The following is a 23,094-nucleotide window of genomic DNA, read 5'->3' on the forward strand; positions in this document are numbered from 1 at the left end:
AGTGTGCAACCGCTACCGGCGGGCGCGTGCCCGCTCGGTCGCCCAGATCGCGAGCTCGACGCGGTTCCGTGTGCCGAGCTTGGCCGTGATGCTCGACAGATGCGTCTTGACGGTGCTGAGCGAGATGTGCAGGGCGCGGCCGATCTCGTCGTTGCCCAGGCCCCGCGCGACCGCGGCGAGCACATCCTCCTCGCGATCGGTCAGCGGACTGGTCGGCTGCCTGAGAGCGTCCGGCCGGGAACCCGCGAACGCCTCGATCAGTCGCACCGTGATGTTCGGGTCGATGAGGGCCTCGCCGCGAGCGGCCGCGCGCACCGCCTCGGTCAAGAGCACCGGACCGGCGTTCTTGAGCAGAAACCCGCGGGCGCCGGCGCGCAGCGCGGCGTAGACGTACTCGTCGAGATCGAACGTCGTGACGACCACGACGGCGGGCGCGTCGTCGCCTCCGTCCGCGGTGAGCTCTCGCGTGGCCTGCACGCCGTCCATCACCGGCATCCGGATGTCGATCAGGCACACATCGGGGCGGATCCTGCGAGCGAGCGCGACGGCCGCGGCGCCGTCGGCCGCCTCACCGACCACGTCGATGCCCGGCTGCGCCCCGAGGATCATGCGAAGCCCGGTGCGCACGAGTTCTTGATCGTCGGCGATCAGCACGCGCACGCTCATGCGGCCCATCCTCGCCGGGGAAGCGTCGCGATGACGTCCCACCCGCCGCCGGGTGCGGGGCCGGCCGAGCAGGTGCCGCCGAGCAGGGCGGCGCGTTCCCGCATGCCGGCGAGGCCGTGGCCGGGAAGAGCGGATGCCGCAGCCGCACCGTCGTCGTGCACGTCCAGGCGCACGCCGGCGTCGTCGATCGTCACGCGCAGGTCGATGCGGGTGGCGTTGCGCGCGTGCTGCCGCGCGTTGCTCACCGCCTCCCGGGCGAGCCGGAACACGGCGGCGGCGATCGCGGGCGGGACGGCGTCCGCCGCGCCCGCGATCTCGACGGCGACTTCCGGCCCCCCGACGTCGGGGCGGGCCAGGTCGCGCAGCTCGGCCAGACCCGGCGTGGGCGCGAGGTCTGCGGCATCCGTCCCACGCAGCAGTCCCACGATCGAGCGCATCTCATGCAGCGTGCGCGACGCCTCGCGCTCGATGTCGCGCAGCACGCGGGCGGCGGCATCGGGATCGGTGGACGCGACCGCGGTGCCCGCCTGCGCCTGGATGGCGATCGCCGACACGTGATGCGCGACGGTGTCGTGAAGGTCGCGGGCGAGCTCTGCGCGTTCGCGCATCCGGACGCCGTCGAGCTCGCGGGCACGCGTACGGGCACGAGCCCGGGTCGCGAGGGCGACCGCACCCGTCGCGACGGCGACGGCGATCCCGCCGATGGTGTCGGCGAGCGTGGCGTCGCCGGTGAGGAACGACAGCGTCACGCCCGCGGCCACGAGGGCCCCGCCCAGCAGGATCGCTCGTCCCGTCGCCCAGCGGAAGACGGCGTAGAGCAGGATGAGGAAGTACGCGGTCGTGTAGAGCTGCGGCTCCCCGCCCGTGGCGAGACCGACGCCCGTGCCGACGACGAACGCGATCGCGAGCATCGTCAGGGGGCGGGTGCGTCGCCACAGGAGGGTGGGCGCGAGTGCCGCCAGCACCGCCGCCCACAGCCACCGCGACGGGACCTCGGGCCGCACGGATGCCTCGAACAAGGCCAGACACGCCAGCAGACCGACCAGCGCCCAGTCCCGCCAGACCCGTCGCGGCGGTGCGGGGGAGGCCGCCGGCGCGCCCCAGAGCGCGCGGACCGGGCTCGTCATGGCTTCATGATAGGCGCGCCGCACCGGCGATCCGGCGGGGGCGGCCGGCGGGTGAGCCCCCGCGTCGCGTACGACGGGCGATGACGATCTCGGCGATCAGGAGGTTGATCACCCAGCCCGCACCCATGAGGACGGAGTGCATGGTCTGGCCCGGCTCGCCGAGCGCGAGAGTCCAGGGCAGGAACGTGAAGACCTGGGTGCCGGCACCCAGCCCGATCGCGTACGCGCGGGTCATCCACGCGCTGTGCGTGCGCACATCGCCGCGCCGGATCGCGACGACCGCGACGACGATCCCGGCGGCCATCGCCGTGCCGAACACGAGCCGCATGACGTAGAGGCCGGGACCGTTCACGGCGGGCATCGTGTAGAAGAGCGTCATCCACAGCGCGGACAGCGCCGAGAGGAGCCCCGCGGGCGCCGCCACCCGCCCGGCGATCCGATGCCAGCGCCGCCGCCGCAGCGAGGGTGCGAACTGGAGCGCACCCAGCACGAGGAACACCGTCGAGCCGACGATATGCACGACCACCGGAGCGGGTGAGTCGAAGAAGCGGGCGTTCGCCGCGGTGACGTCCTCGCCCACCGCGAGCGATGTGACCCGGAAGGCTCCGGCCACGATCGGTACGAGGCTGAGCGCGATGAGCCCTGCAGGGGCGAGCCACTCGGGGCGTCGAGGAACCGGACGAGGGAGGACGGCAGCTGTCATGACGCCATGCTCGCGGGGACGGATGCCTCGCCGCATCGACCGCGGGGCCCGAACCGGATCGGCCATTCGGCCGATCCGGCGCCCCGTCGCCCTGCGACCGCATGACGCGGCGTACGCGCTTTGTCAACCCGATGGCGCGTCGGCGGGGCCACCGCCACCATGGGCGTATGACAGCACTCGCAGTGACCCTGCTCATCATCGGAATCGTGCTGCTGCTGTTCGGCGTGTTCGTCGAGGCGGTGCAGTTCCTGCTGTGGATCGGCATCATCATCCTGGTGATCGCCGTCATCGCGTGGCTGATGCGATTCATTCGTCGTCAGACGTGACGAACGCCGTCCGGTCTTCGGCTGTGAAGTCGCCGCATCGACGACTTCTCGGCCGAAGACGGGCGTAGCCTGACGACAACGATGCCCTGGACCCGGCATCCGCGGCCTGCACCATAGCGAGCCGCGGGACGGGACTGGAGCATGAACGAGCAACAGGCCCGCGAGGTAAGAGACCTCTCGCCGGGTCGCCACCGCGCCGGCAACGATTTCACCGAACTCTCGCGCATCGTGACGTCGAGCGGCCTCATGCGCCGACGTTACGGCTACTACTGGGCCAAGCTCATCGGCTCGGTGCTCGTGCTGGCAGCCGCGATCGCCGTCTTCATCCTGATCGGCGACACGTGGTGGCAGCTGTTCACCGCCGCGGCACTGGCCGTCGTGTTCACCCAGATCGCGATGCTGGGCCATGACGCCGCGCATCGCCAGATCTTCGTGTCGGGAAAGTGGAACGACTGGACGTCGCTCGTCCTCGGCAACCTCCTGGTGGGCATGAGCTACGGGTGGTGGCAGCACAAGCACACCCGTCACCACGCCAACCCCAACAAGATCGGCACCGATCCCGACATCGAGCTGCCGGTCATCGCGTTCACGCCCGAACAGGTGGAGCGGCGTTCGCGCCGTCACGGCGCCGCGGTGAACTGGCTCATGGCCCACCAGGGGCTGTTCTTCTTCCCGATCCTGCTGCTCGAGGGGCTCTCGCTGCACGCGTCAGGGGTTCGGCGGGTGTTCTCGCCCGAGCCCCTCCGCCGTCGGTGGGTCGAGGCCGGGTTCCTGCTACTGCGGATCGGCGCCTACCTGGCGCTCGTCTTCGTGGTGCTCTCGCCCGGCATCGCCGCGGTGTTCCTGGCCGTGCAGCTGGGCGTCTTCGGTGTGTACATGGGGCTGTCGTTCGCGCCCAACCACAAGGGCATGCCGCTCGTGCCCGCGAACCTGAAGCTCGACTTCCTCCGCCGGCAGGTGCTGATGAGCCGCAACATCCGCGGCAGCAGGGTGCTCGATGTCGCGATGGGCGGGCTGAACTACCAGATCGAGCATCACCTGTTCCCGTCGATGCCGCGGCCGCACCTGCGCGAGGCGTCGCGCACGATCCGGCAGTACTGCCTCGACCACGGCGTGCGCTACACCGAGACGGGACTGTGGGAGTCGTACGCGATCGTCACGCGGTACATCAACCGCGTCGGGCTCGGTGAGCGAGACCCGTTCGAGTGCCCACTGCTGCAGCAGCGCGCGGCGGTGTGACCGCTCGCGCCGGGGCTCGTCAGCCTTCGATGACGCGGTCCGCGATGTCGGTGCGGTGCTGTCCGCCCTCCAGGCCGATCTCGGCGACCGCGCGGTAGACCCGGTCCCGCGCCTCGGTGAAGGTCGTCCCGAGCCCGACGACGTTGAGCACGCGCCCTCCCGTCGCCACCAGACCGCCGTCGGTCTCGGCGGTCGCGGCGTGCGCGAGGTGCACGCCTTCGACAGCCTCGGCCGCGTGCAGGCCGGTGAGGGGGCGGCCGGTGACCGGCGCCGCCGGATATCCCTCGCTCGCCAGCACCACCGTCACCGCGACGGCTTCGGCGAACGCCGGCTGCGGCCGGTCTTCGAGGTGACCGGATGCCGCGGCCAGCAGCAGCTCCGACAGCGGGTCGATCAGCCGCGGCAGCACGACCTGCGTCTCGGGGTCGCCGAAGCGCGCGTTGAACTCGATCACCTTGACGCCGGCGTCGGTGAGGATGAGCCCGGCGTACAGGAGCCCGATGAACGGGGTGCCCTCGGCATCCAGCTGACGGATCACCGGCTCAGCGATCTCGCGGGTGACGAGATCGACGAACTCCGCCTCGCCGCCGAAGCGCTCCGACAGCCACGGCAGCGGCGAGTATGCGCCCATGCCGCCGGTGTTGGGCCCTTCGTCGCCGTCGAGCAGCCGCTTGTAGTCCTGCGCGGGGCTGAGCGGCACGACGTGGTCGCCGTCGCTCAGGAAGAACAGCGACACCTCGGGCCCGGCGAGGAACTCTTCCACGAGCACCGGCCCGAGCGGCAGATAGGCCTCGGCGTGGGCGAGCGCGGCGGCCCGGTCGTCGGTGACGATGACGCCCTTGCCTGCGGCGAGCCCGTCGGCCTTGACCACGTGCGGGGCGCCCAGCTCGTCGAACGCGGCCTCGACCTCGGCCCGGCTCGCGGCGCGGACCGCGCGGCCCGTGGGCACGCCCGCGGCATCCATGATCCGCTTCGCGAAGGCCTTCGAGCCCTCGAGCTGCGCCGCCGCCTTGCCCGGACCGAACACGGGGATGCCGCGCTCGCGCACGGCATCGGCGACGCCGGCCACCAGCGGGGCCTCGGGCCCGATGACGACGAGGTCGATGTGGTTCTCGTTCGCGAAGCTCGTGACCGCGGCCGGGTCGTTCGCGTCGAGCGCGACGAGCTGCGCGTGCTGGGCGATTCCGGCGTTGCCGGGGGCGGCGAAGATCTCGTGCTCCGCCTCCTCCGCACGCAGGGCGAGGATGATGGCGTGCTCGCGCGCGCCCGAGCCGAGGACCAGGATCTTCACCCGGCCAGCCTACCCAGCCCCCTTCCCCCCCTTCCCCCCTGTTCGTTCGTCACCTGTGTACGCGAATCGGCCGATTCGCGTACACAGGTGACGAACGAACGATGGGTGAGGAGCGGCGGACGGGGGCGCGTGGGGGCGGAGAGAGAGGGCGCGGGCGTAGCGTGGAGGGGTGCCCCGCAAGATCTCGACCGACGACGGCCGCTCGGCGCTGAGCGCGGTGCGGGCGGCGGTCGAGGCATCCGTCGCCCCACCTCGCGCCGACCACGCGACCGCGGTGCGGTACCTGCTGCAGCTGCTGGCCGAGAAGGCACCGGGCAACTCGGTCGAGGTGCGCGTGCCGCCGTTCGGTGCGGTGCAGGTCGTCGAGGGGCCGCGGCACACCCGCGGCACGCCGCCGAACGTCGTCGAGACCGACCCGGCGACGTGGATCGCGCTCGCGACGGGTCAGGAACAGTGGACGGATGCCGCGGCCGCGGGCCGCATCCACGCCTCCGGCACGCGGGCCGACATCTCGGACCTGCTCCCGCTGCGTCCCTGACCGCGCAGTTCCACTCGCCGCATGCGGCGCCGGAGTGGGACAATGGATGCATGCCGGAGCACAGCCAGGATCGCATCGAGACCGTCCGCGTGCGTCGCGCACCCAAGATCTCGGTCTTCCTGATCGCAGGCGGGGCCGTCGGCCTGCTGGTGGCGCTGATCCTGACGTTCGCGTTCAACGGCACCGCCGACCCGAGCCCCAACACCGGCGTCGAGTACTCCCAGGGCCAGGTGTTCGGCTTCCTCGCCCTCATCTGCGTGCCGATCGGCATCGCGCTCGCGGGCGTCATGGCGCTCATCCTCGACCGTCGTTCGCAGGGACGCACGCGTCAGGTCACCGTCGACCACGAGTCCGTGCACGTCGACCCCGAGCCCGGCACCAACGGGCACGGCCCCGGTCACTGAAGTCGGCCGACGGCGCTCGGGCCCGAGGCTCAGGCGAGCTCGGCGATGATCGGGTGGATCGCGGCGTCGAAGGCCGCGACATCCCCGCGCAGTCCGTCGGTGACGGCGACCGTGAGCGAACCGATCCACCACACGCCGCGCTGAGTGAGCGGCAGCACCTGCACGTTGAGCTCGAACGAATGCGCCCGCCGGCCGATCTGCCGCTCGTGCTCGGCGATGGCGCTCGCGTAGGCCCGGTACGCCGTGCCGGTGCCGTGCGACGCGTCGCGCCGGTACCTCGCATTCGCCGACTGTGCGAACGCCAGCGCCTCGGGCCCGAACGGCGTGACGGCGGCTCGGAGCTGCTCGGCGCCTCGCGACGGGAGCGCCAGGAGCGTGCCGAACCCGTCGACCAGCTCGAGGGGCACCTCGGCCGGGTGGGCCTGCGGCTCGACCGTCATCGCCCAGTATTCGCGCCACTGCCGCTCGAGGAGCGCCTGTGCCTCCTCGGCCCTGTCGTTCGCCCGCGCCGGGATCCCGCGCAGATGGGGGAGCTCCTCCGGCGAGCGGATGCCGAGGACCTGGCGCAGGTAGAGGGCGAGAAGCACCGGCTGACCGGCATCTTCGCGGATCAGCCACTCCGGAGCCCCAGCGCTGCCCATGCCGTTCATTCTAGTTGCGGGCCGAACGGCGACGGAGGGAAGGGCGCTTCTGGCCGCGGGACCAGCCATCGCTCGGCGCAGACTCACGGCATCCGTGCCCGCAGGCCGCCGGTAGGCTGGTAGCCGTGGCCTCCTCCCAACGCGACGCCCCCTCCCGCCGTGAGCCGGTGAACCCGTACACCGCTGCCGGCGTCGACACGGCTGCCGGCGACCTCGCCGTCGAGCTGATGAAGTCGGCGGTGCGGCGCACGCACGGACCCGAGGTGCTGGGCGGCGTCGGCGGCTTCGCCGGACTCTTCGACGCGACGGCGTTCAAGGCCTACGACAAGCCGCTGCTCGCGACCAGCACCGACGGCGTCGGCACGAAGGTCGCGATCGCGCAGGCCATCGACAAGCACGACACGATCGGCCTCGACCTCGTCGGCATGGTCGTCGACGACATCGTCGTGGTAGGGGCCAAGCCGCTCTTCATGACCGACTACATCGCGTGCGGCAAGGTCTTCCCCGAGCGGATCGCCGACATCGTCCGCGGCATCGCGGCGGGCTGCGCCGAGACCGGCACGGCCCTCGTGGGCGGCGAGACCGCGGAGCACCCCGGCCTGCTCGGACCGAACGACTACGACGTCGCGGGCGCCGCCACCGGCGTCGTCGAGGCCTCGCGAGTGCTCGGGGCCGAACGCGTCCAGGACGGCGACGTCGTTCTCGCGCTGGCGAGCTCGGGACTGCACTCCAACGGCTACTCGCTGGTGCGTCACATCGTCGCGGGCGCCGGCATCCAGTACGGCGATCGCGCCGCCGACCTCGGCACGCACGGCTCGACGTGGGGCGAGGTGCTGCTCGAGCCCACGCGCCTGTACGCGCAGCCGCTGCTGCGCCTCATCGCCGATCACGGCGACCGCATCCACGCCCTCAGTCACGTCACCGGCGGCGGCATCGCCGCAAACCTCGCACGCGTGCTCCCGCAGGACACGTGGGTCGAGGTCGATCGGTCGACGTGGTCGCCGCCGCCCGTCTTCCGCGTTCTCGCCGACCTCGGCGACCTCGACCTGGAGTCGACCGAGGGCACGTGGAATCTCGGCATCGGATTCCTCGCGGTCGTGGCGGCCGAGAAGGCGGATGCCGCGGCATCCGCTCTCTCTCACGAAGGCATCGCCGCGTGGCAGGTGGGCGTGGTGCACACCGGCCCGCGGCCGGACGGCGCGTTCGAGCAGGGCGCCAAGGGCGTCGACGGCGGCGCGGTGCGCCTGGTCGGCGCCTATGCGAGCAACGCGGCGCACTGACCGCGGTTTCACACCTCAAACGGAGCAGGCAACACACCCATGTGCGGAATCGTCGGGATGGTCGGGCGAGGCCCCGTCAATCAGGAGATCTACGACTCTCTCCTCCTGCTGCAGCACCGCGGCCAGGATTCCACGGGCATCTCGACCGCCGAGCGCAGCGGCACGGTGCACATGCACAAGACCCGCGGTCAGGTGCGCGAATCGTTCCGCACGCGCGACATGCGAGGACTGCTCGGCGAGATCGGACTCGGTCACGTGCGCTACGCGACCAAGGGCACCGCGTCGAACGAGGAGGAAGCGCAGCCGTTCTACGTGAACGCGCCGTACGGCATCGTCCTGGTGCACAACGGCAACCTCACCAACACCCGCGAGCTCAGCGCCGAGCTCTTCCACAAGGACCGCCGTCACCTCAACACCAGCTCCGACACCGAGCTGCTCGTCAACGTGCTCGCGCACGAGCTGCAGGAGTCCATCTCGGGCCTCGAGCTCGATCCGGAGCAGGTGTTCCAGGCCGTCACGCGCGTGCACGAGCGGGTCGAGGGCTCGTACGCCACGATCGCCCTGATCGCCGGCTACGGTCTGCTGGCCTTCCGCGATCCGTTCGGCATCCGCCCCCTGATCCTGGGCACGCGCAAGCACGACGACGGGCACTACGAGTGGGTCGTCACGAGCGAGTCGCTCGTGCTCGAGAACGGCGAGTTCGAGATCGTGCGCGACGTCGACCCCGGCGAGGCGGTCTTCATCGACCTCGAGGGCAACCTCCACACGCGTCAGTGCGCCAAGGACCCGAAGCTCGTGCCGTGCTCGTTCGAGTACGTGTACCTCGCCCGCCCCGACTCGGTCATGAACGGCATCGCCGTCTACGAGGCCCGCCTGCGTATGGGCGAGCGCCTGGCCGACACCATCGCCAAGCACACGCCGCGCGAGGCGATCGACGTCGTCATGCCGATCCCGGACTCCTCCCGTCCGGCGGCGATGCAGGTCGCGCGCAAGCTCGGGGTCGAGTACCGCGAGGGGTTCTACAAGAACCGCTACGTCGGCCGCACGTTCATCATGCCCGGGCAGGCGGTGCGCAAGAAGAGCGTGCGTCAGAAGCTCAACGCCATGTCGAGCGAGTTCAAGGGCAAGAACGTGCTGCTGATCGACGACTCGATCGTGCGCGGGACGACCTCGAAAGAGATCATCCAGATGGCTCGGGATGCCGGCGCCAAGACCGTCACGTTCGCCTCGGCCGCGCCGCCGGTGCGGTACCCGCACGTCTACGGCATCAATATGCCCTCGCGCCACGAGCTCGTCGCGCACGGCCGCACGATCCCCGAGATCGCCGAGGAGCTCGGCGCCGACTTCGTCGTGTACCAGGAGGTCGAAGACCTCAAGGCGGCGATCCTCGAGGGCTCGGACGTCGAGGATCTCGACATGAGCTGCTTCGACGGCCGCTACATCACCGGCACGGTCACCGAGGAGTACCTCGAGTGGGTCGAGGGCTCCCAGGAGAGCTGAGGCGGGGCCGAGGCATCGCCCCGGCCCCTCGCTCTGCTGCGCCGATGGCGCGGCTGTCGCGCGTCAACCCTCGGGTGCTTCCTGAACCGCGCGCACCTCGATGCGGCCCTGCAGCGCCGCCGCAGCCTTGGCGGTCCATTCGACGGCGGCCGCCTCGTCGGGGGCCTCGATGACCCAGAACCCGCCGACGTAGGACGGGGCCTCGACGAACGGCTCGTCGAGCACGCGGGTCTCGCCGGCGACGACCTCGACCGTCTTCGCCGTCGACGGCGGGTTGAGCCCGGCGGCGAACACGAACGCGCCGGCGTCCTTGAGGGCGGTGTTGAACTCGTCGACCGCGGCCATGACGGCAGCCAGCTCGGCGGGGTCGAACTCCTGCATCGACTCCATCGTCGGCTCGCTCGCGGAGTCGTGCGGCACGGTCAGGAAGTACTGGGTCATGATGGATCCTCTCCTCGTGGGGCGGCTGTGGTGTCGCCCTCACCCATGCGTCGAACGAGCGAGCGAGAAATCGACATGGCGCCCGGGAATCCGTCCGCGTCGAGTCCGCCGCGATCGGGGCATCCCGCCGGCCCGTAGGCTTGGGGAGTGAATCCGACTCCTGCCCGCCCGCTCTGGCAGGGACGGACCCTCGCCCTCGTCGGCATCGTGCTGTTCGCCTTCTCGCTGCGATCAGCGGTCGCCTCGCTGTCGCCGCTGTTCGACCACATCGCGGCGGACTTCGACCTGCCCGCCGCGGTCATCGGCCTCATCGGCACGGCACCGCCGGTCTGCTACGCGGTCTTCGGACTGCTGACGCCCGCGCTCGAGCGGCGGTTCGGGCTCGAGCGGCTCGCGGTCGCCGCGATGGTCGTGGTCGCCATCGGGCTCGTCGCCCGCAGCCTGGCCCCGAACTCGGGTCTGCTGCTGGCCGGCACCGCGCTCGTCTTCGCCGCCGTCGGCACGGGCAACATCCTGACGCCTCCGCTGGTCAAGCGGTACTTCCCGGACCGCGTCGGGCTCATGACGACGGTCTTCTCGACGACCATGGCGATCGCGACCTTCGTGCCGCCGCTCATCGCGGTTCCGGTGGCGGATGCCTCGACCTGGCAGGTGTCTCTGGGGCTGTGGGCCGTCTTCGCGCTGGCCGCAGCCGTCCCGTGGATCGGCCTGGCGGTGCGGCGCGCGTCGTTCGACCGGTCCGAGGCGCAGGCGAACGGAGACGACATCGAGGCGGCGAGCCCCCGCGTGCTCGGACGCATGTGGCGTCTGCCGCTCGCGTGGGCGCTGCTGGTGGGGTTCGCGGTCTCGGGCGTCATCGCCTACACCTCGTTCGCGTGGCTGCCGAAGCTGCTGGTCGACGTCGCCGGGGTCACTCCGGCCGTGGCCGGCGTGCTCCTGGCGCTGTTCGGGTTCATGGGGCTGCCGGCGTCGCTCGCGGTGCCGCTGCTGGTGACGCGCGGCAACGCGACGCGGGTGCTGTTCGGCGTCGCCGTGGTCGCCGGTCTGGCGGGCGTCGCCGGCCTGCTGTTCGCGCCGTCCTTCGCGACGTGGCTGTGGGTCGCGCTGTTCGCCTCGGCACCGCTGCTGTTCCCGCTCACCCTCGTTCTGCTCGGGCTCCGCACCCGCACCCACGAGGGCGCGGTCGCTCTGAGCAGCTTCGTGCAGAGCGGCGGCTACGCCATCGCGGCGCTGTTCCCGGTGGGCATCGGGCTGCTCCACGACGCGACCGGCTCGTGGACGGCACCGCTTCTCGTCCTGGCCGTGGTCATCGCCGCGGCGATCCCGGCCGGCGTGGTGGCGGCGCGGCCGCACACGGTCGAGGACGAATGGGAGTCTCGCCACGGCGCGTGGTGAGGCATCCGTCACCCGGCATCCGTCACCCGGCCTGCGTCGACACGGCTCTCACAGCCGTCTCGCGATATATCGTGTTAGCGTCGCGGCATGACGACCGAGCACCCCACCCTCGAGTCCGCCGTCCGCGCCGACATCGCCGCCGCCGAGCAGCCCAGCCGCCCGATTCGCCGGATGCTGCGCCGCGCCCGCGTCTGGATCGACAGGCACCCGCGACTGAACGCGGCCTACCGGACGAGCGTCGGCGTCGTGGGCGGTGTGCTCGCCGTCGGCGGACTGCTGCTCGTGCCGCTGCCCGGCCCAGGCTGGCTGATCGTGTTCCTCGGGCTCGCCGTACTCGGCACGGAGTTCCACTGGGCACGCCGCGCCGCGGCGTGGCTCAAGCGGGTGCTCGACCGCTTCTGGGCGTGGTGGCGCGCACGCCGCGCGCACAAGGCGGCCGCGCGGGCCGACTCGCCCGAGGGCGCGTAGAACTTACGCCTGCGACGAGACGGGCGAGGTTTCGTCCTCGTCTTCGTCCTTGTACTCGTCCGCCCACTTGTCGACGTACGCGTCGTCGCTGGGATGACCGAGTTCGCGCTCGAGCGCCGAGTAGTTCACGTTGTACGTGTCGTACTTCAGCTCACGGGCGATCTTGGTGTGCTTCGCCTTCTGACGGCCACGCCCCATGCGAGACCCCCTCATATCTGAGTCGCGGGCTGTGTGCGGGCAATCGGCCGCCGCAGTCCCGGGCATTCACGAATCCGGCTTCGAACCGGTAAGAGTAGCATTCAGAATAACACGGAGCCCCGCACCCCGGCGGCTCCGGCGGCCTTCGGCGCGGGACGCCGGAGGCGATCCCGAGAAGGAAGTGCGGACATATGACCGACGAGGCATCCGAGACCGCGAACGACGCCACGGCGAACGAGGGCCTGCACGGAGCGGTCATCGCGGGAGTCATTCCCGATCAGCCGCCGCGGGTCCTCAAGGAGGCGGCGCGCTACGCCAAGCTGTTCCACGCGCCGCTGGTGGTCGTGCATGTCGATGTGACGCGCTTCGTGACGTACGAAGACCCCGACGGCTACGTGCATTCGGCGCCGATCGATCTCAACATCGCGGCAGGCGAGGGCGAGCTGACGAAGGTGCAGGATGCCGCGGCATCCGTTCTCGGCGAGTCCGGTCTCGAATGGACCGTGCGCCAGCTCGTGGGCGACCCGGCGATGGCGCTCAAGCACTTCGCCGATCAGATCGACGCGCGGCTGCTCGTCGTGGGCACGCGCAAGCGCGGGATCGGCGAGTCGATCCGGGAGTTCTTCACCGGCTCGGTGGGTGCGCGCCTCGCGCACCGCCAGCACCGGCCGATCCTGATCGTGCCGCTCGGCGAGCCCGTCGCCGACGACGAGGAGATCTGGCCCGCCTGAGCAGCCCGCTCCCGCGCCCCGGGCGCGCGGGTTCCCGGCCGCCGCAGACTGCGGCGACCGGGAGACCGGTGCTCAGCCGCGCAGCGCGCGGGTGATGTCGCGGGCGATCCGGTCCAGGTCGGACGCCAGCTCATCGACCAGTGAGGCTGCGAGGTCGCCGCCCCGCGCGACGTGCGTCCGCAGGTCGCTGCGGACACGGGCACGGAACTCGTTCACGGCCGCGTCGGCACGCTGGAGCTGCTCGCGGGCGAACACTCTCGGATCGTCACCGCCGCGCGGCGCCTGCGAGGCGTGTGCGCGCTCGTCGGCGGTCGCCGCGGCGAGGTCGGCGCGCAGGCTCTTCATCGCCTCGCGCACACTGCCGCGCACCTCGTCGGCGATGAGACGGACCGAGTCGGCGAGACCCGCCTCGATCCCTTCGAGCTCACCGGCGCGCGCCTCGACTTCGGCATGGCCGGCTTCGGTGATCGCGTACACGGTCTTGCGGCCGTCCACGCTCTTGGTCACCAGGCCCTCCTCCTCGAGCTTGGCCAGCCGCGGATAGATGGTGCCGGCACTCGGGGTGTAGGTGCCGCCGGTGCGGTCCGACAGCGCCTGCATGATGTCGTAGCCGTGCCGGGGCCCCTCGTCGAGCAGGTTCAGCAGATACAGGCGGAGATCGCCGTGAGAGAAGACCGGGGTCATGCTCACCACTCCTCTTCGTCGACGCCGGCTGCCGCGTCGGCGGGGGTCTCGGTCGCCGGCGTCGCCGGACGCCGCAGCACCGTCACGTCTGCCGACACCGTGTTCACGCGGACGTCGGCGAAGCTGCCGCTGAGCTCGCCGGCCGCGCCGACGAAGTTCGTGGTGGGGCCGGCGCCGCGGCCGGACCGCACGTCGCCGTCGACCTGGACGCGACCGCTCACGCTGCGGATGACGTAGTTGGCGGGATAGCCGTCGTCCAGGCGCACGGTGGCGTTGCCGCTCACGGTGTTGAGGTTGACGCTGCTCGTGTCGCCGCTCGAGTCGACGAGCATCGCGCCCGAGACGGTGTCGATGGATGCACGGCTCAGGGTGCCGGTGGCGGCGATGTCGCCCGAGACGCTGTTGGCGCTCAGCGAGCCCTCCAGACCGCGCACCTGCACGTCGCCCGACACGGCGTTGACCCGCAGGTCGCCGGTGAGGCCGTCGACGATGATGTCGCCCGAGACGGTGTTGAGGGACGTGTCGCTGTGCAGTCCGGCGACCAGTGCGCTGGCGCTGACCACGCCGAGGTTCAGGGCGACGGCGCGGGGCACGGCGACGCTGATCTCTGCGCGGGGACCGCCGGCGCCGAAGTTGCGGAACACTTCGAGGAAGTTGTCCCATCGCAGCTGAGGGTGGTCGATCTCGAGGAGATCGCCGTTCACCTCGATGCGGAGGTCCTTGACGGTGACGCCGTGCACCTCGATGCGAGCACCGGGCTCGTCGTGGGCGATGACGTCGATCTGGCCGGCGACGAGGCCGACCTTGAGGGAGCGCACGTTCTCGATGTCGATGACGCGCGTCTCGCCCGGATGGATGATCCACTTCTCCAGGGTCATGCTGGTACTCCTGTCGTTTCCGAGTCGTTCGGTCGATTCGCGATATATCGCGTGAGTCGAGTGTAACACGATATATCGCGATCAGGTCAAGCGTCTCTGGGAAGAAGGATCGGCGAGGTTGACATTGACGCAACGTCAACCTCTAGCGTGAGAGACATGAACGAGAGGGAGTGGTCGATCCAGCAGATCGCGAAGCTCGCCGGGACGACGAGCCGCACGTTGCGGCACTACGACGACATCGGCCTGCTTCCGCCGTCGAGCATCGGCCACAACGGCTACCGCTATTACGACGAGGCCGCGCTCGTGCGCCTGCAGCGCATCCTGCTGCTGCGCGAGCTCGGTCTCGGACTGCCGCAGATCGCGGAGGTTCTCCAGCGGGAGGCATCCGAGGAGCACGCCCTGCAGAGCCACCTCGCGTGGCTGCGGCAGGAGCAGGACCGGCTGGCGCGACAGATCGCGTCGGTCGAAACCACGATCAGTGCATTGAGAGGAGGTGAACGACTGATGGCAGAGAACATGTTCGACGGCTTCGACCACACCCAGTACAAGGAGGAGGTCGAGGACCGCTGGGGCAAGAAGGCCTATGCCGACAGCGACCGCTGGTGGCGCTCGATGAGCGCCGACGAGAAGGCCGCGTGGCAGCAGCGAGTGTCCGACCTCGGTCGCGACTGGATCGCGGCAGCCGAGGCCGGCATCGCGCCCGAGAGCGACGAGGCGCAGGCCCTGGCCAAGCGTCACGTGGACTGGCTGACCGGTGTGCCCGGCACGCCCGCCGCCGTCCCGGGAGGTGACGTCAAGGGCTACGTCATCGGCCTCGGCGAGATGTACGTGGCCGATGAGCGCTTCGGCGCGAACTACGCCACGAGCGAGGGCGGCACGGCCGGTGCCGAGTTCGTGCGCGACGCGCTCCGCGTGTACGCGGAGGCGAACCTGTAGCCCGCCTGCCGGGTGAGAAACGAGCGGATGCCGCGGCCGATGTGGCCGCGGCATCCGTTCATTCCGGTCGGGGAGTCGGACGTCAGGTGTTCCGGCTCCCGCTGATGACCCTGAACAGGAACGCGATGAGCGCGATCACTCCGACGATGAGCGCCACCCACAGCAGCCAGCTCAGCGCCGAGTTGAGGCCGCCGACGATCGCGAGGATGATCGCGACGACGATGATGATGATCAAGGCGAGGTTCATGGAGGTTCTCCTTCTCCGTCGTCGATGCGCGGGGTAGCGCACCGGATGCCTCAGGGGCACCCTCTGAGACTGGCACCGTGGCCGACTCCCGGCGTAGGGGCTTGACGCGCTTCCCGCGCCGGTGATAGGCGCTCGAGCGGCCGCCCGACGGTGGCGGGTAGTGCGTGAACCAGGACGATGTCAACCCCTGTGAAGAGGGTGACGCGCGGACGTAACGTCGCGGCATGACCACCTCAGAGTCGACCGACCCCACCGAGAAGCATCACAGCGACGGATTCCCGCCGCAGCAGCAGGATCAGCCCGGTCTGACCGACGAGACCCGGCCCGAGCCCGACCACGGCGAGCGGTCGTACCGCGGCTCGCTCAAGCTCAGCGAACGACGCGCCCTCATCACGGGCGGCGACTCCGGCATCGGCCGCGCGGTGGCGATCGCGTTCGCCCGCGAGGGCGCCGACGTCGCGCTGACGTACATGCCGGAGGAGAAGGAGGACGCCGACGACACCGTGCGGTGGGTGACCGAGGCGGGGATGCGTGCACTCGCGCTCGAAGGCGACCTGCGCGAGGAGTCGTTCTGCGGCGAGATCGTCGACCGCACCGTCTCCGAGCTCGGCGGGCTCGACATCCTCGTGCTCAACGCGGCCTACCAGAAGGACCGCGAGGGCGTGGACAAGCTCGAGACCGCGGAGTTCGACCGCGTGTTCCGCACGAACCTCTACGCGCAGCTGTTCACCGCGCGTGCCGCCATCCCGCACTTGAAGCCGGGATCGTCGATCATCGTCACCACGTCGATCCAGGCCTTCAATCCGTCTCCGGGACTCATCGACTACGCCATGACCAAGGCTGCGCAGGTCGCGTTCGTCAAGGCGCTCGCGCAGGATCTCGGCGAGAAGGGCATCCGCGTGAACGGCGTGGCTCCGGGCCCGATCTGGACGCCCCTCATCCCCGCGACGGGATGGGACCAGGAGCGCCTCGACAGCTTCGGCACCGACACGCCCCTCGGCCGTGCGGGGCAGCCGGCCGAGCTCGCCGGCGCCTACGTCTATCTCGCGAGCGAGGACGCGTCGTACGTCTCCGGTGCGATCCTGCCCGTCACCGGCGGCAAAGGACTCTGACGACGTCGCCGGGACCTCCGCGCGATGTCGAGGAGAAGGAAGGAACGGGGAAATGCCCAAGGGACGCGGGTCGAATCTGAAGGACCGCGAGCTGTACGAGGAGCTTCGTGAGGACGGAGCATCCAAAGAGAAGGCCGCCCGCATCTCCAACGCTGCGGCCGGCCAGGGGCGCAAGAAGGTCGGCAGCCGGGGCGGCAACGCCCAGGACTACGACGACCGCACGGTGCCCGAGCTGCGCAAGCGCGCGAAGGAGCTGGGGCTCAAGGGATACTCGGGCAAGAAGAAGTCCGAATTGATCTCCATGCTGCGCAACCACTGACCGCGCAACCACTGATCAGCCAAGAGCTCGGCGTTCCCCGCTGGACGGGGCTGAAGGATGAGGGGGACGGATGCCGAGACTCGCGCGCGTGCGCCCATACGACGATCGCGGGTTCCGGCGGGTGCGCGCAGGCTCCGGGTTCCGCTATCTCGACGGCAAGGGCCGCACACCGGCGCAGCGTCATCTGGATCGCATCCAGTCGCTCGTCATCCCGCCGGCATGGGAGGACGTCTGGATCAGCGTGCGGCCTGACGGGCACATCCAGGCCGTGGGCATCGACGACGCCGGCCGCAGACAGTACGTGTATCACGAGGCATGGACGGCCAAGCGCGATCGAGGCAAGTTCGCGCGCGTTCTCGCCCTCGCCGAGACCCTTCCGCGGGCCCGGGCGCGTGTGACCACCCTGCTTCGCCACTCGTCGCTCGACCGCGAGCACGTCCTGGCCGTGTCGTTCCGCCTCTTGGATCAGGCCGCGCCGCGCATCGGCGCGGAACGCTATCTCGTGCGGCATGGGAGTCGCGGACTCACGACGCTGCAACGACGGCACGCCACGGTGGAGGAGTCCGTGGTGACTCTGTCGTTCCCCGGGAAGAGCGGCCAGCGTCAGCGCCTCGAGATCGATGATGAGGATCTCGCGAGGTCGATGGAGATCCTCGTCATCGGGCGTCCGCGCTCGCCGCTTCTCGCGTGGTCGCGAGGCCGCCGCCGGGTGCCGCTGACCGCGACCGACGTGAACGAGTACGTGCGCTCGCTGACCGGGCAGAAGTTCACCGCGAAGGATTTCCGCACGCTGCGGGGCACGATCCTCGCGGCCGAGGCGCTCGCCAGGATCGGCACGGTCGACACCGAACGCGACCGCAAACGCGCCGAGGCGCTCGCGGTGAGGGTGACGGCCGAAGCCCTGGGCAATACGCCGTCGGTCGCCCGAGGCTCCTACATCGACCCCCGCGTGTTCGGGAGGTATCGCGACGGGAACCTCCTCGACCTCTCGATCGCGCCTGAGTCCGCGATCCGCGCCCTGCTGCGTCCTGGTCGCTGACCGGTCGGGGCGTTTCGTCTCGCTTCGCTCGCTCAACGAGCGGATGTCCCGGTTGCGGTCGTTGAGCGAGCGAGGAACGAGCGAGACGAAACGCAGTGGACCCCGGCGGTAGCGTGAGGGGATGCCGCAGCCGGTCGACCAGCGCACACTCGCGTATGTGATCGTCGGCGGGGCGATCGGCGTGCTGGGCCGCGCGGCCATCGTCGGCCCCGTCGGCGATGACGTCGTCCCGTGGGTGACGCTCGCGATCAACGCGGCGGGCTCGCTGCTGCTGGGCATCGTCGTCGGGTGGCTCGACGACCGGCACCCCCGCACGCGGGCCTTCCTCGGCACCGGCGTGCTCGGCGGGTTCACCACCTACAGCGCCTTCGCGGTGCAGACGGCGCTGTGGGTCAGCACCCCGTGGCTCGCGATCGGCCTGGCCGGGGCATCCCTCACCGCCGGAATCGCCGGTGCGATCGCCGGGCTCTTCGTCGGGCGCCGGATCGGGCGGCGGATCGCCGGCCTTCCCGGAGAGATCGAACCTCCGGAGGACGCCCGATGAGGGCGTGGCTGATGCTCGTCATCGCCGTCAGCGGGGGCGTGGGCGCCGGGCTGCGTTACATCGTCGACCGGCGCCTCACCCCCAGGGCGGGCGGCTTCCCCACGGGCATCCTCGTGGTGAACGTGTCGGGCTCTCTCGCGCTGGGACTGATCACCGGGCTCGGCACCGCCGTCGCGCCCGAGCTGTCGCTCGCGCTCGGGCTGGGCCTGCTCGGCGGGTACACGACCTTCAGCACGGTGTCGGTCGAGGCCGTGCTGCTGGCCGAGCGACGGCGGTGGCGGGATGCCGCGCTCAATCTGTTCGGCACCCTCTTGCTCGCGCTGGCCGGCGCGGGGCTCGGCATCGCCGTCGGCGCCGGGATCGGCGCGGCTCTGGGCCGCTGAGCGTCATGAAATACTGAATCCGATACATCCTCGTATCGTCGCGGGCTCCCGCATCCCCACAGCACCACTTTCCCAGTGAAGGCAGCCGTGTCGAACCTCGCCATCCTGAGTCTCAAGAACCGCGCGCTGATCGCGCTGATCACGATCGTGGCCGCCATCTTCGGCGGCCTGGCGCTGACCAACCTCAAGCAGGAGCTGATCCCCTCGATCGAGTTCCCGGCGCTCATCGTGGTGTCGACGTACCCGGGCGCGTCGCCCGAGGTCGTCAACAACGACGTGTCGACGCCGATCGAGACCGCGATCCAGGGTGTGCCCGGCCTGGAGTCCACCACCGCCACCAGTACGACGAACGCCTCTGTGATCCAGGCGTCCTTCACGTACGGCACCGATCTCGCGACGGCCGAGCAGAAGATCCTGCAGGCGATCAACCGCATCGAGGGGCAGCTTCCCGAGAACGTCGAGCCGTCGGTGCTGTCGGCCAGCATCGACGATTTCCCGGTGATCCAGCTCGCCGTGACCGGCTACGACGACGAGGCCACGGTGCAGGCCCAGCTCGAGGCATCCGTCGTCCCCGAACTCGAGGACGTCGAAGGCGTCAACGCGGCGACCATCGTCGGCGGCGTCGGGCAGCGCATCACGATCACGCCCGACCAGGCCGCGCTCGCCGAAGCGGGCTTCAGCCAGCAGGCGATCACCGACGCGATGGAGCAGAACGGCGTGCTCTTCCCCGGTGGCGACATCACCGAGAACGATCAGACCCTCACAGTGCAGACCGGCTCGAAGCTGACGACAGTCGACGACATCGCGGCGCTCCCGCTGGTGCCGACATCGGCCGAGCAGCTGGCGGGCGGTCAGACCACGATCGGCGACGTCGCGACGGTCTCACAGGAGCCGGACCCCGTCACGTCGATCTCGCGCGTGAACGGTGAACCCGCCCTGACGATCGCCATCACCAAGCTGCCCGCCGCCAACACGGTCGAGGTCTCGCACGGCGTGCTCGACCTGCTGCCGTCGCTCGAGGACTCCCTCGACGGCGCCGAGTTCACCGTGGTGTTCGACCAGGCGCCCTTCATCGAGCAGTCCATCGAGACCCTCGCCGTCGAGGGGCTGCTCGGGCTCGTCTTCGCGGTGCTCGTGATCCTGGTGTTCCTGCTCTCGGTGCGATCGACACTGGTGACCGCGATCTCGATCCCGACGAGCGTGCTCATCACGTTCATCGGCATCCAGGCGTTCGGGTACTCCCTCAACATCCTGACCCTGGGCGCGCTCACGATCGCGATCGGGCGTGTGGTGGACGACTCGATCGTCGTGATCGAGAACATCAAGCGCCACTACGTCGGCGACGCCGACAAGCTCACGGCGATCAAGCTCGCGGTGCGCGAGGTCGCGACGGCCATCACGTCGTCCACGATCACCACCGTCGCGGTCTTCCTGCCGATCGCGTTCGTCGGCGACATCACCGGCGAGCTGTTCCGTCCCTTCGCCCTGACGGTCACCATCGCGATGCTCGCATCGCTGCTGGTCGCCCTGACGATCGTGCCGGTGCTCGCGTACTGGTTCCTGCGCCCGGGCAAGCCGCTGCTCGACGCGAACGGCAACCAGGTCGACCCGGAGGCGGCGGATGCCCCGCCGACGCGCCTGCAGAAGGGCTACCTGCCCATCCTGCGCTGGACGCTGAAGCACTCGTGGGTCACGCTCCTCCTGGCGGTGCTCGTCCTCGGCGGCACGGTCGCCGCGGCCCCGTTCATGAAGGTCAACTTCCTCGGCGACTCGGGGCAGAACACGCTCACCGTCACCCAGGACATCGGCCCGTCGCCGAGCCTCGAGGCCGAGGACGCGGCCGCGCAGAAGGTCGAAGACGCCCTGATCGGCATCGACGGCATCGAGACCGTGCAGGTCTCGATCGGCTCGAGCGGCTCGCCGCTCATGGACGCCTTCTCCGGCGGCGGCGCCGGCATCACGTACTCGATCACCACCGACCCCGACGCCGACCAGGTCGCGCTCCGCGAGGACGTGCAGCAGGCGGTCGCCGATCTCGACGACGTCGGCGAGGTCACGGTGGCCGCGGCGGGCGGCGGCTTCGGCTCGAGCGACATCGAGATCGACGTCACCGCACCCGACGCGACGACGCTGCAGGAGGCGACGGATGCCGTCGTCGAGGCCGTCGAGGGCACCGACGGCGTCTCGCAGGTCTCGAGCAACCTGTCGGCCTCGCTGCCGTACATCGCCGTCGTGGTCGACCGCGATGCAGCGGCCGCTCTCGGCCTCTCGGAGGTCGCCGTGGGGGCGCTGGTGTCGAACACCATGCAGCCCCAGTCCATCGGCACCGTCGAGATCGACGACACGTCGCTCACGGTCTACCTCGCCGCGTCCGAGACGCCGGCCTCGCTCGACGAGCTGCGCGAGCTGCAGGTGCCGACCGCGGCCGGGCCGGTGCCCCTGCAGGAGGTCGCCACCGTCGAAGAGAGCGAGGGTCCGGCATCCATCACCACCGAACGCGGTCAGCGCACCGCGACGGTGACGGTGACCCCGTCGACCGACGATCTGAACACGGCCACCGCGAACCTGACCCTCGCCCTCGAGGACGCCGACCTGCCGGCCTCGGCCGACGCGTCGCTGGGCGGCGTCGTCTCGCAGCAGCAGGACTCGTTCTCGCAGCTCGGGCTCGCGCTGCTCGCGGCGATCCTGATCGTCTACATCGTCATGGTCGCGACGTTCAAGTCGCTGCGCCAGCCGCTGCTGCTGCTGGTGTCGGTGCCGTTCGCGGCGACCGGCGCGATCCTGCTGCAGATCGTCACCGGCGTGCCGCTGGGCGTCGCGTCGCTCATCGGCGTGCTGATGCTGATCGGCATCGTGGTGACGAACGCGATCGTGCTCGTCGACCTGGTGAACCAGTACCGCGAGAAGGGACTGTCGGCGCACGATGCGACGATCGCCGGTGGGGCACGACGCCTGCGGCCGATCCTCATGACGGCGCTCGCCACGATCTTCGCCCTCACCCCGATGGCGATGGGCATCACCGGTCACGGCGGGTTCATCTCGCAGCCGCTGGCGATCGTCGTGATCGGCGGCCTGGTGTCGTCGACCGTGCTGACCCTGCTCGTGCTGCCGACGCTGTACAACCTGGTCGAGGGCGCCAAGGAGCGCCGCCGGGCACGCCGCGGCGGCGCCGGTGACGACGGCGGCGACGGTGGTCCGGCTCCTGAGGGCGACCGGCCGACGGGCGGGAAGAATGCCGCAGCCGAGTCGGCTCTCGTCGGCGCCGGTGTGGCGGCTGCTTCGGGTGCGGCCTCTTCGGACGGTGCCGCCTTCGAGACGCGCCGCCAGCGACGGGCGCGCGAGGCCGGGCTGGCCATCGGCGCCGCGGAGCTCGCGACGGTCGAGGTGCCGCCTCTTGAGGAGGGGCCCGACATCGAGGTGCCCGTCGAGGCCGAGCCGGGTGGCGCTGCTCCCACGGACAGCGCACCGGTGGTCATCGACGCGGTGCCGTCGTCGCCCGCCGCTGAGGCATCCGAGGATGCCGTGGTCGAGGACGTGACGGGATCGGCGGCCGAAGCGCCCGAGCAAGGCCCGCAGCAGGAGCAGGAGCCCGAGCCTGAGCTCGAGGTTCAGTCGGAGGAAGAGCCCGAGCCCGAAGCTGAGCCGGAGGCCGAGGTGGCGCCCGAGCCGGCCGAGGTGGACCCCGAGCCCGAGTCTGAGGCCGAGCCGGCCGAGGTGGAGCCCGAACTCGAGCCGGAGTCCGAGCAGGCCGACGTGGAGCCTGGGTCCGAGCCCGAGCGCGCGCCCGAAGTCGGTGCTGAGCCGGAGCCCGAGCCCGAGCCGGAGGCCGAACGGGCCGAGGTGGAGCCTGGGCCCGAGGTCGAGGCGGAGCCCCAGGACGGCGTAGAGCCCGAACCCGGTGGCGACCCCCGCGACTGATGGGCGAAAACACCAGTCGGTGACGCGACACGCCGGGCCGGGGCATCCGGTGTCGGCGTGTCCTGGCGACGGGCTGGTGTTTTCGC

General features: G+C 70.6%; 25 protein-coding genes and 1 pseudogene. 16 read left to right on the plus strand and 10 right to left on the minus strand.

The features are described from left to right. Positions 1-12: 12 nt before the first annotated feature. The 3 genes from HF576_RS14120 to HF576_RS14130 are packed head-to-tail and all read right to left on the minus strand — an operon-like array spanning position 13 to position 2,496. Entirely contained in the window at positions 13-666 is a 654-nt protein-coding gene (locus HF576_RS14120) for a response regulator (RefSeq protein ID WP_168913434.1), read from the minus strand. Beyond that, on the minus strand, positions 663-1,793 hold the full coding sequence (locus HF576_RS14125; protein ID WP_168913435.1) for a sensor histidine kinase: 1,131 nt from the start codon (positions 1,791-1,793) through the stop codon (positions 663-665). Before HF576_RS14125 ends, HF576_RS14120 begins: the two co-directional genes overlap by 4 nt. Positions 1,794-1,797: 4 nt before the next feature. After that, entirely contained in the window at positions 1,798-2,496 is a 699-nt protein-coding gene (locus HF576_RS14130; protein ID WP_240948912.1) for a DUF2306 domain-containing protein, read from the minus strand. Between the two features lie 167 nt (positions 2,497-2,663). Between HF576_RS14130 and HF576_RS14135 the strand changes: the two genes are divergently transcribed. Continuing rightward, positions 2,664-2,822, plus strand: a complete 159-nt coding sequence (locus tag HF576_RS14135; protein WP_168913436.1) for a hypothetical protein — start codon at positions 2,664-2,666, stop codon at positions 2,820-2,822. A 141-nt stretch (positions 2,823-2,963) separates the two neighbouring features. Next, complete coding sequence (locus tag HF576_RS14140; RefSeq protein WP_168913437.1) at positions 2,964-4,061, plus strand: fatty acid desaturase family protein; 1,098 nt, start codon at positions 2,964-2,966, stop codon at positions 4,059-4,061. 19 nt (positions 4,062-4,080) lie between these two features. Here HF576_RS14140 and purD read toward each other — a convergent pair whose 3' ends face one another. Then, positions 4,081-5,352 (minus strand): phosphoribosylamine--glycine ligase, encoded by a 1,272-nt coding sequence (purD, locus tag HF576_RS14145; protein WP_168913438.1) that lies wholly within the window; start codon positions 5,350-5,352, stop codon positions 4,081-4,083. A gap of 169 nt (positions 5,353-5,521) precedes the next feature. Between purD and HF576_RS14150 the strand changes: the two genes are divergently transcribed. After that, positions 5,522-5,890, plus strand: a complete 369-nt coding sequence (locus tag HF576_RS14150; protein WP_168913439.1) for a sterol carrier family protein — start codon at positions 5,522-5,524, stop codon at positions 5,888-5,890. A gap of 50 nt (positions 5,891-5,940) precedes the next feature. Continuing rightward, the gene (locus tag HF576_RS14155; RefSeq protein ID WP_168913440.1) at positions 5,941-6,294 is read left to right on the plus strand and encodes a potassium transporter Trk; all 354 of its coding nucleotides are present in this window, start codon (positions 5,941-5,943) and stop codon (positions 6,292-6,294) included. A 29-nt stretch (positions 6,295-6,323) separates the two neighbouring features. On the opposite strand, the gene HF576_RS14160 is transcribed toward HF576_RS14155, so the two are convergent. Then, a complete protein-coding gene (locus HF576_RS14160; RefSeq protein WP_168913441.1) occupies positions 6,324-6,935 on the minus strand; it encodes a zinc-binding alcohol dehydrogenase in 612 nt (203 codons plus the stop codon). A 125-nt stretch (positions 6,936-7,060) separates the two neighbouring features. Between HF576_RS14160 and purM the strand changes: the two genes are divergently transcribed. Continuing rightward, the gene (gene purM / locus HF576_RS14165) at positions 7,061-8,215 is read left to right on the plus strand and encodes a phosphoribosylformylglycinamidine cyclo-ligase (RefSeq protein WP_343234286.1); all 1,155 of its coding nucleotides are present in this window, start codon (positions 7,061-7,063) and stop codon (positions 8,213-8,215) included. Between the two features lie 39 nt (positions 8,216-8,254). Beyond that, the gene (gene purF, locus HF576_RS14170; protein WP_168913442.1) at positions 8,255-9,715 is read left to right on the plus strand and encodes an amidophosphoribosyltransferase; all 1,461 of its coding nucleotides are present in this window, start codon (positions 8,255-8,257) and stop codon (positions 9,713-9,715) included. Positions 9,716-9,778: 63 nt separating this feature from the next. On the opposite strand, the gene HF576_RS14175 is transcribed toward purF, so the two are convergent. Continuing rightward, positions 9,779-10,156: a YciI family protein gene (locus HF576_RS14175; RefSeq protein ID WP_168913443.1), complete on the minus strand. Its 378-nt coding sequence runs from the start codon at positions 10,154-10,156 to the stop codon at positions 9,779-9,781. Between the two features lie 147 nt (positions 10,157-10,303). Between HF576_RS14175 and HF576_RS14180 the strand changes: the two genes are divergently transcribed. Beyond that, complete coding sequence (locus tag HF576_RS14180; RefSeq protein ID WP_168913444.1) at positions 10,304-11,551, plus strand: MFS transporter; 1,248 nt, start codon at positions 10,304-10,306, stop codon at positions 11,549-11,551. A gap of 87 nt (positions 11,552-11,638) precedes the next feature. After that, the gene (locus HF576_RS14185; RefSeq protein ID WP_205835250.1) at positions 11,639-12,019 is read left to right on the plus strand and encodes a TIGR02611 family protein; all 381 of its coding nucleotides are present in this window, start codon (positions 11,639-11,641) and stop codon (positions 12,017-12,019) included. Positions 12,020-12,022: 3 nt separating this feature from the next. Here the strand turns inward: HF576_RS14185 and HF576_RS14190 are convergent, their stop codons facing one another. Further along, positions 12,023-12,217 carry a DUF3073 domain-containing protein gene (locus HF576_RS14190; protein WP_168913445.1) on the minus strand — a complete coding sequence of 65 codons (195 nt, stop codon included), beginning with the start codon at positions 12,215-12,217 and terminating at the stop codon, positions 12,023-12,025. 191 nt (positions 12,218-12,408) lie between these two features. On the opposite strand from HF576_RS14190, the gene HF576_RS14195 reads away from it, so the two are divergent. After that, positions 12,409-12,948, plus strand: a complete 540-nt coding sequence (locus HF576_RS14195) for a universal stress protein (RefSeq protein ID WP_168913446.1) — start codon at positions 12,409-12,411, stop codon at positions 12,946-12,948. A gap of 72 nt (positions 12,949-13,020) precedes the next feature. On the opposite strand, the gene HF576_RS14200 is transcribed toward HF576_RS14195, so the two are convergent. Further along, positions 13,021-13,632 (minus strand): PadR family transcriptional regulator, encoded by a 612-nt coding sequence (locus tag HF576_RS14200; protein WP_168913447.1) that lies wholly within the window; start codon positions 13,630-13,632, stop codon positions 13,021-13,023. A 2-nt stretch (positions 13,633-13,634) separates the two neighbouring features. Continuing rightward, entirely contained in the window at positions 13,635-14,510 is an 876-nt protein-coding gene (locus tag HF576_RS14205; protein ID WP_168913448.1) for a DUF4097 family beta strand repeat-containing protein, read from the minus strand. 156 nt (positions 14,511-14,666) lie between these two features. Here HF576_RS14205 and HF576_RS14210 point away from each other — a divergent pair, with 156 nt between their 5' ends. Beyond that, a complete protein-coding gene (locus tag HF576_RS14210; RefSeq protein ID WP_168913449.1) occupies positions 14,667-15,446 on the plus strand; it encodes a MerR family transcriptional regulator in 780 nt (259 codons plus the stop codon). Positions 15,447-15,528: 82 nt separating this feature from the next. Here HF576_RS14210 and HF576_RS14215 read toward each other — a convergent pair whose 3' ends face one another. Next, on the minus strand, positions 15,529-15,693 hold the full coding sequence (locus HF576_RS14215; RefSeq protein WP_164861705.1) for a hypothetical protein: 165 nt from the start codon (positions 15,691-15,693) through the stop codon (positions 15,529-15,531). Between the two features lie 224 nt (positions 15,694-15,917). Between HF576_RS14215 and HF576_RS14220 the strand changes: the two genes are divergently transcribed. The 6 genes and pseudogenes from HF576_RS14220 to HF576_RS14245 form a co-directional block, all read left to right on the plus strand. After that, on the plus strand, positions 15,918-16,805 hold the full coding sequence (locus HF576_RS14220; RefSeq protein WP_168913450.1) for an SDR family oxidoreductase: 888 nt from the start codon (positions 15,918-15,920) through the stop codon (positions 16,803-16,805). A 52-nt stretch (positions 16,806-16,857) separates the two neighbouring features. Then, on the plus strand, positions 16,858-17,124 hold the full coding sequence (locus HF576_RS14225) for a DUF7218 family protein (protein ID WP_168913451.1): 267 nt from the start codon (positions 16,858-16,860) through the stop codon (positions 17,122-17,124). A 70-nt stretch (positions 17,125-17,194) separates the two neighbouring features. Then, positions 17,195-18,163 carry a DNA topoisomerase IB gene (locus HF576_RS14230; protein WP_168913452.1) on the plus strand — a complete coding sequence of 323 codons (969 nt, stop codon included), beginning with the start codon at positions 17,195-17,197 and terminating at the stop codon, positions 18,161-18,163. A 121-nt stretch (positions 18,164-18,284) separates the two neighbouring features. Beyond that, the gene (locus tag HF576_RS14235) at positions 18,285-18,707 is read left to right on the plus strand and encodes a fluoride efflux transporter FluC (protein ID WP_168913453.1); all 423 of its coding nucleotides are present in this window, start codon (positions 18,285-18,287) and stop codon (positions 18,705-18,707) included. Next, positions 18,704-19,090: a fluoride efflux transporter FluC gene (locus tag HF576_RS14240; RefSeq protein WP_168913454.1), complete on the plus strand. Its 387-nt coding sequence runs from the start codon at positions 18,704-18,706 to the stop codon at positions 19,088-19,090. The genes HF576_RS14235 and HF576_RS14240 overlap by 4 nt, the downstream gene beginning before the upstream one ends. 87 nt (positions 19,091-19,177) lie before the next feature. Beyond that, a pseudogene (locus HF576_RS14245) lies at positions 19,178-22,288 on the plus strand (efflux RND transporter permease subunit); the annotation flags it as partial. Between the last annotated feature and the right edge of the window lie 806 nt (positions 22,289-23,094).

Source organism: Microbacterium salsuginis, from assembly GCF_012524205.1.
GTDB classification, from domain to species: domain Bacteria; phylum Actinomycetota; class Actinomycetes; order Actinomycetales; family Microbacteriaceae; genus Microbacterium; species Microbacterium salsuginis.

What these genes read in the sequence shown, in the direction of transcription:
- HF576_RS14120 (WP_168913434.1), bottom strand. Translation starts at nt 666, where the DNA reads ATGAGCGTGCGCGTGCTGATCGCCGACGATCAAGAACTCGTGCGCACC.
- HF576_RS14125 (WP_168913435.1), bottom strand. Translation starts at nt 1,793, where the DNA reads ATGACGAGCCCGGTCCGCGCGCTCTGGGGCGCGCCGGCGGCCTCCCCC.
- HF576_RS14130 (WP_240948912.1), bottom strand. Translation starts at nt 2,496, where the DNA reads ATGACAGCTGCCGTCCTCCCTCGTCCGGTTCCTCGACGCCCCGAGTGG.
- HF576_RS14135 (WP_168913436.1), top strand. Translation starts at nt 2,664, where the DNA reads ATGACAGCACTCGCAGTGACCCTGCTCATCATCGGAATCGTGCTGCTG.
- HF576_RS14140 (WP_168913437.1), top strand. Translation starts at nt 2,964, where the DNA reads ATGAACGAGCAACAGGCCCGCGAGGTAAGAGACCTCTCGCCGGGTCGC.
- HF576_RS14155 (WP_168913440.1), top strand. Translation starts at nt 5,941, where the DNA reads ATGCCGGAGCACAGCCAGGATCGCATCGAGACCGTCCGCGTGCGTCGC.
- HF576_RS14160 (WP_168913441.1), bottom strand. Translation starts at nt 6,935, where the DNA reads ATGGGCAGCGCTGGGGCTCCGGAGTGGCTGATCCGCGAAGATGCCGGT.
- purF (WP_168913442.1), top strand. Translation starts at nt 8,255, where the DNA reads ATGTGCGGAATCGTCGGGATGGTCGGGCGAGGCCCCGTCAATCAGGAG.
- HF576_RS14175 (WP_168913443.1), bottom strand. Translation starts at nt 10,156, where the DNA reads ATGACCCAGTACTTCCTGACCGTGCCGCACGACTCCGCGAGCGAGCCG.
- HF576_RS14185 (WP_205835250.1), top strand. Translation starts at nt 11,639, where the DNA reads ATGACGACCGAGCACCCCACCCTCGAGTCCGCCGTCCGCGCCGACATC.
- HF576_RS14190 (WP_168913445.1), bottom strand. Translation starts at nt 12,217, where the DNA reads ATGGGGCGTGGCCGTCAGAAGGCGAAGCACACCAAGATCGCCCGTGAG.
- HF576_RS14195 (WP_168913446.1), top strand. Translation starts at nt 12,409, where the DNA reads ATGACCGACGAGGCATCCGAGACCGCGAACGACGCCACGGCGAACGAG.
- HF576_RS14200 (WP_168913447.1), bottom strand. Translation starts at nt 13,632, where the DNA reads ATGACCCCGGTCTTCTCTCACGGCGATCTCCGCCTGTATCTGCTGAAC.
- HF576_RS14205 (WP_168913448.1), bottom strand. Translation starts at nt 14,510, where the DNA reads ATGACCCTGGAGAAGTGGATCATCCATCCGGGCGAGACGCGCGTCATC.
- HF576_RS14210 (WP_168913449.1), top strand. Translation starts at nt 14,667, where the DNA reads ATGAACGAGAGGGAGTGGTCGATCCAGCAGATCGCGAAGCTCGCCGGG.
- HF576_RS14215 (WP_164861705.1), bottom strand. Translation starts at nt 15,693, where the DNA reads ATGAACCTCGCCTTGATCATCATCATCGTCGTCGCGATCATCCTCGCG.
- HF576_RS14220 (WP_168913450.1), top strand. Translation starts at nt 15,918, where the DNA reads ATGACCACCTCAGAGTCGACCGACCCCACCGAGAAGCATCACAGCGAC.
- HF576_RS14225 (WP_168913451.1), top strand. Translation starts at nt 16,858, where the DNA reads ATGCCCAAGGGACGCGGGTCGAATCTGAAGGACCGCGAGCTGTACGAG.
- HF576_RS14230 (WP_168913452.1), top strand. Translation starts at nt 17,195, where the DNA reads ATGCCGAGACTCGCGCGCGTGCGCCCATACGACGATCGCGGGTTCCGG.
- HF576_RS14235 (WP_168913453.1), top strand. Translation starts at nt 18,285, where the DNA reads ATGCCGCAGCCGGTCGACCAGCGCACACTCGCGTATGTGATCGTCGGC.
- HF576_RS14240 (WP_168913454.1), top strand. Translation starts at nt 18,704, where the DNA reads ATGAGGGCGTGGCTGATGCTCGTCATCGCCGTCAGCGGGGGCGTGGGC.